The sequence below is a fragment of the Candidatus Desulfolinea nitratireducens genome (genome assembly GCF_982879505.1).
In genome coordinates this window covers 1-4,890 of record NZ_CEYOSI010000245.1, presented here as the reverse complement: position 1 = coordinate 4,890, position 4,890 = coordinate 1, and the positions used below count along the sequence as shown (strand labels likewise).

Sequence of the window (4,890 nt, the reverse complement as noted above, 5' to 3'; positions counted from 1 at the left end):
TAAAGGATTGATCGTATCCACCCAGACTGCCTGGATTTCAGGTAGTGAGTAACTTGATTTTTGACCAAATAGGAAGTAAGAGCGCTCCGGAAGCTGATGGCAGAAAAAGGAATATACAAAATAGATCGCATTTGCCGGCCCATCCCAGCCAAGCCTCATTAAGAGCGGAGACAGGAAGGGTGCCCAGACCCACAGGCCATACACGAGAGCAAATATGAGAAACCAATTTCTTGCCAACCAGGCGGACGTTGCCGCCGGAGCGCTCTTATTCATGCTAAGGTATCCAGTTTGAGAGCACAGTCACGATCTTGTCGGACTGTGCTGGATCATTTGTCTTCAGGTGGACAGCAAAATCATGTGGACCATCCATGCCTTCGTGCATCATGAATACGGTAGATTTAATGGTTGTGCTTTCGCCAGGTTTGAGAACCATCGAACCGATGGTTAGGCTAGGCGGTCAACAGCCCTCCCGAACTTCTACATAGGGCTCTTCCTTGAATCTAAGCTTGCCATCACCGGTGTTGGTGACTTTGATCTCAAAGGTCAGGTTGGTGTTGAATTTGACATCACCATACTCAATGACTTCCTGGTCAACAGCCAATGCGGGAGTCCCGCTATCGCTGTCTTCGCCAGAGCCACCAAAAGCGAAAAACAGGGCGGTAGCGATCAATAATGCCCCACCGCTAACCAACCAGATCAATCGATGCCTGGCTTGCTTTTGCTTTCTTATATTCTTATTTCTGTATTTCTTGCTCATTTAGTGAACCTCCTTAAATTGAAAACTGTAGAGATAACTGACCAATGACCAGGTCTGTTCCTCCGTGAATATGACACCCCACATGGGCATGCCCGTGCCCATCCCGCCTCTGATAAGTTTGCCCTGCAATGCTGCTGGACTGGCGGATAATATATGATGGGGATCTGTAAAATCTGTCGGGAGAACAATTTCGTGTCCCGAGAATGCTTCATCCGCTTCGCCCATGACCGGAACTTGCTGATCGCTAAAGACACCATCTCCCGCACCCGACACACCGTGGCAGGCGGCGCAGTTTTGGGCATAAAGTTCCTCGGCTTCGCTAAGCGCATCCTCAGAAGTATTGGTCTGCCAGATAAAAGCGACCGCATCCCAGAGCTGCTGATCGGAGTAGGCGGCTAGCGTCAAATCCTTACGCAGATCCACCCAAGCTTGTTCGGGACTGTGGGATCGATAATACTCAGAAGTCTGGTAGGCGGATAACTCAAACCTTAAATTTTCACCATTTTGGGCAGAGGGCTTGCTGGAAGGGATGAATTCTGCTTCGTGAGGAGCATCAATATCAAGACCGATTTGCACAAAAAGTGGGGGCGTAACAACCTGTTCTGCACTTTCTCCAGTCACCGTGATCGTGCCGCGCATCCGCCAATGATTGACGCCGCACCACCGAGTACAGTAATAGGTGTAAGTGCCGGGCTGATCGAATTTCAGGGTGAGTTCAGTTACGACGCCTGGATTGATATCCACGGCAGGTTGATCGCTCTGCCCAATGGCAAAGCCATGCTGCACATCATCCGAGGTCAGGCGCAAATCCAGGGGCTGATTAGCCGCAACTGTCAGATTGTCTGGAATCCACCCGCCAGTTTCTGGCATCCGCGCGTGCAGAGTAACGATATTCGACTGTCCCTGCCACCATCCAAACCCAATAGCGATACCACCACCAACCAGCACCACGATGACGAAAACGAGTGCCAACTTCTCATTCATGCGACCAATAATCCCATCATGGTCAAGGTAAATGCCAGACAAAAACCGATCACAGGCATTGCCAGGCGGCTAGCCTGGCCTAAGGCTGATTTTTCTGAGGCGATCTTTCGCGAAGTCAGCGCTGCCCAAATGAAACCGCCCAGCAATACGCCCACCTGCAGGAAGGGTGTTAGACCGGTCAGCCAGGGAACCCACGCGATACCTGCTGTGCCGAGTAGATTCCAGCCCCAGCCGAAGGGGTCAGAAAGCGCCACCAGAACATAGGAGAAGTTGGCAAAGACAAAGGAGAGGCTGAAGGCGATCCAGGCGGTCAGTCCCAGCGGGATGAGGGCATAGGATTGAGAGATGAATAACTTGCGCATCGGCAATCCTGATCCAGACAGGCGTTTACCGATCCAAACCATCAGCCAGAAGAGGCCGGGGAGCGCTAGCAAGATCAGGGTCAGGAAGGAAGCGACATAGGTCATCCAGGGTAGGGTCCCGACCGAATATGCGGCCAGCTTGAGCGTCCCCCAGGGGCCCAACAAAACTCCAGAATAAACCGCTGCTGCTCCCAGCATAATAAATGCCTTGAAAGCTTCGTCCAATTTGCGATTGCGAGCCTCATCCAGATCAGCACCAAGCGGGCGGATGTTCAGAGCGATATTATCGTGCGGGCAGGTGCGCAGGCATTCCATGCAAGTGCCACAATACGTGTTCTTGACCATGCCAGGCGGAAAGACGTCCCAGGGGCAGCCATAACCTTCAGCGCTGCCGGTGTAGCAGGTCTTCTCGGTATGAGCGGCACACACAGCGGTGTCCACTACTCGCAATTCGAGCGGGGCAAGCTGAGAATACAAACCGATAAAACCCCCAACAGGGCAGAGATAACGACAAAAAGCCCGCCGTTCAAATATTAAACTTGCGCCGATGGCTACGAAGAGAAAGGCTGCCAGCACAATGGCGGTAACCCTGGGCTGGGTCAGAATGACAGTGCTGAAAAGCGCCACCAGCAGAAAGCTGCCGTTTTGCAACCAGATATTGCGGAAACGCTTTGGCCAGCGTCGCCCGAAACCCTTCGATGCGCTCAGGGCAACGCCCTTGGCCTGCCCTCGGGGACCCAGCATGGCACCGCGCTGAAGCCATTCCCCTGACGCCGGGATGGGACAGATACTGCACCAGCCTCTCCCCAAGAAAGGAACGGCGACCAACATCAGGATAGCCCACCAGGCGATCCAGACAAAGACGATCCCAAAGTTGCGGCTGCCGACAGGCGTCCCAAACAAGCCAGACAGAATTGCCAAAAGAAAGCCTGCCAGAGCAATGACCATAATTGTGAACTGCGGCCAGCGGTTTTTGAGCGTTTGTTTGACGAAGGGGAAATTGAGGAGATTCATGATGATGTTTGTTTTTCAGGGACTGGGAAAGGCTTGCGAATTAAAAGGGTGCCAATCAGTGCCAGAAAAGTCATGCCAATGCCTTGCCAGATAAGCATATTTCTGCCAACCTGTAGTTTGCCAAGCATAAAAGGATGTAAAGCTCCGCAAGCCACCGAGCAGCGCAAACGAAATACACCGGATTGATCGGCCACAAAAGTCAAGGTGGCAGGTTGACCAGGATCGGCTGTCACGCTGAGGTCGTAGCCATCCACATATAGGCCATGCACGACATCCGTAGAGATCAGCTCAATCGTCACCCGATCGCCAGGATTGACCTTCAGTACCGCAGGGGTATAGGCGAAGTCACCGGCTTCCACCCGGAAAGAACGTTCCTTATTCAATATCTCAGGCTTATGCAAGATTGGCACAAAAACCACCAAAAGCACGGCTGCGCCTAAAATCAACCAGGAAACTGCTGGATGTTTCAATATTCTCTACTCTCTGCCTTACTGCATATTTGACGGACCAAACTTGGCATATGTCTGGTCTACATAAACTCTGATCTCAGACACGGTTTTGCCATCTTCAAGCATCCGCATGGCATCCTGGGTGATATCCACGCAGATCGAGCACCCCAATGCATGATTGTCAAATTGAAGGTCACCGTCAGATTCTTCTTCGGCCACATAGCAGGAATAATTGGAGGTGTGTCCCACATCACCGCATCCACAATAGCAGGGAAGCTTGGTCAGTACATCTGGATTGGCAACCGCAAATTGATAAGCCTGTTGAACCGTAACCGGAGCAGATTGCACCTCGGCGGGCATCTCATTCATGGAAGCCATCGGAAATGAATGAGCAGCTTCCGTTGTCGAACAGGCTGAGAGAAGACCCGAAAAGATCAAACTCAGAATCAGCAAAGGATAAATCAGGGTACGGGTGGATACGTTCATTTAAATCTCCGATAATATTATTTAGTCAATGCAATTATAGGTAGGTAGACTGGTGCCCAACAGCGCAATTCAACTTGTTCCTGAGTAAGCAATTATGCCTATGCTACAACTGACAATACTCATTTATTTATTGACAAATGACATGTCAAGCCATCCTCGAAATCAAAAAAGCGTCCAGTAGCGAGTGATTTGATTGTTGACAGGCCACCAAATTAAACAAACACATCCCCTTCCTTTGCAGAAAGGGGATGTGTCGTCTTGAAGATATGGTTGTCTAAACTTTATTCTACGGTAATTGGGAATTTCATCCCTGCTTCGTAATGACCTGAGGTATGGCAGGCAATCTCCAGGCTTCCAGCGCTAGCAGGTTCAGTAAAGGTGTAATCAAGCGTTTGCGATGCACCTGGGGTCAATTCATCCTCTTCGACAAATGCCAAAGCCATCTCATCCATCTCTTCCATAGACATCATCATGCCTTCCGCGGTAGGTTCCATAATCATAAATTCATGGTTGATTGCGCCCTCGTTGGTAATTACAAAGTGATACGGGGTACCTGATTTGAATTCAGACACGGACGATTCGATTCCAAATTCAGTAAGTGTCACTTCAACGGTGACAGGCTCTTTAGGGCCGCAGGCAGATAATATCAATGACAAAGCAATAAGTGCGGTGGTTGTTAATAGGGTGAATCCAGTTTTCTTATTCATTTCTTTCTCCTTTAATTTTATTTCCCGAGGGAATTATTTGGTAAATTACTCTATATATAATTTTTATTTGTATTTTGAAGCTCAAATTGTAATGTTTACATAATTTACCCGTATTGTCTATTTACGATAGT

At 49.8% G+C, this 4,890-nt stretch carries 7 protein-coding genes and 1 pseudogene; all 8 read right to left on the bottom strand.

From position 1 onward, the window contains the following. Positions 1-273, bottom strand: a pseudogene (locus tag AC3DOM_RS15690) (hypothetical protein); the annotation flags it as partial. 1 nt (position 274) lies between these two features. Next, entirely contained in the window at positions 275-433 is a 159-nt protein-coding gene (locus tag AC3DOM_RS15685; protein ID WP_487919983.1) for a hypothetical protein, read from the bottom strand. A 24-nt stretch (positions 434-457) separates the two neighbouring features. Next, positions 458-757, bottom strand: coding sequence for a hypothetical protein (locus AC3DOM_RS15680; protein WP_487919982.1), 300 nt, complete (start codon positions 755-757; stop codon positions 458-460). Further along, positions 758-1,741, bottom strand: coding sequence for a c-type cytochrome (locus AC3DOM_RS15675; RefSeq protein ID WP_487919981.1), 984 nt, complete (start codon positions 1,739-1,741; stop codon positions 758-760). It lies immediately after the preceding gene. Beyond that, positions 1,738-3,117 (bottom strand): 4Fe-4S binding protein, encoded by a 1,380-nt coding sequence (locus AC3DOM_RS15670; RefSeq protein WP_487919980.1) that lies wholly within the window; start codon positions 3,115-3,117, stop codon positions 1,738-1,740. The genes AC3DOM_RS15675 and AC3DOM_RS15670 overlap by 4 nt, the downstream gene beginning before the upstream one ends. After that, positions 3,114-3,587: a cupredoxin domain-containing protein gene (locus AC3DOM_RS15665; RefSeq protein ID WP_487919979.1), complete on the bottom strand. Its 474-nt coding sequence runs from the start codon at positions 3,585-3,587 to the stop codon at positions 3,114-3,116. Before AC3DOM_RS15665 ends, AC3DOM_RS15670 begins: the two co-directional genes overlap by 4 nt. Before the next feature lie 18 nt (positions 3,588-3,605). Then, entirely contained in the window at positions 3,606-4,052 is a 447-nt protein-coding gene (locus AC3DOM_RS15660) for a PCYCGC motif-containing (lipo)protein (RefSeq protein ID WP_487919978.1), read from the bottom strand. A gap of 281 nt (positions 4,053-4,333) precedes the next feature. Continuing rightward, entirely contained in the window at positions 4,334-4,759 is a 426-nt protein-coding gene (locus AC3DOM_RS15655; protein WP_487919977.1) for a hypothetical protein, read from the bottom strand. Positions 4,760-4,890: the final 131 nt, after the last annotated feature.

What these genes read in the sequence shown, in the direction of transcription:
- AC3DOM_RS15655 (WP_487919977.1), bottom strand. Translation starts at nt 4,759, where the DNA reads ATGAATAAGAAAACTGGATTCACCCTATTAACAACCACCGCACTTATT.
- AC3DOM_RS15685 (WP_487919983.1), bottom strand. Translation starts at nt 433, where the DNA reads ATGGTTCTCAAACCTGGCGAAAGCACAACCATTAAATCTACCGTATTC.
- AC3DOM_RS15660 (WP_487919978.1), bottom strand. Translation starts at nt 4,052, where the DNA reads ATGAACGTATCCACCCGTACCCTGATTTATCCTTTGCTGATTCTGAGT.
- AC3DOM_RS15670 (WP_487919980.1), bottom strand. Translation starts at nt 3,117, where the DNA reads ATGAATCTCCTCAATTTCCCCTTCGTCAAACAAACGCTCAAAAACCGC.
- AC3DOM_RS15675 (WP_487919981.1), bottom strand. Translation starts at nt 1,741, where the DNA reads ATGAATGAGAAGTTGGCACTCGTTTTCGTCATCGTGGTGCTGGTTGGT.
- AC3DOM_RS15680 (WP_487919982.1), bottom strand. Translation starts at nt 757, where the DNA reads ATGAGCAAGAAATACAGAAATAAGAATATAAGAAAGCAAAAGCAAGCC.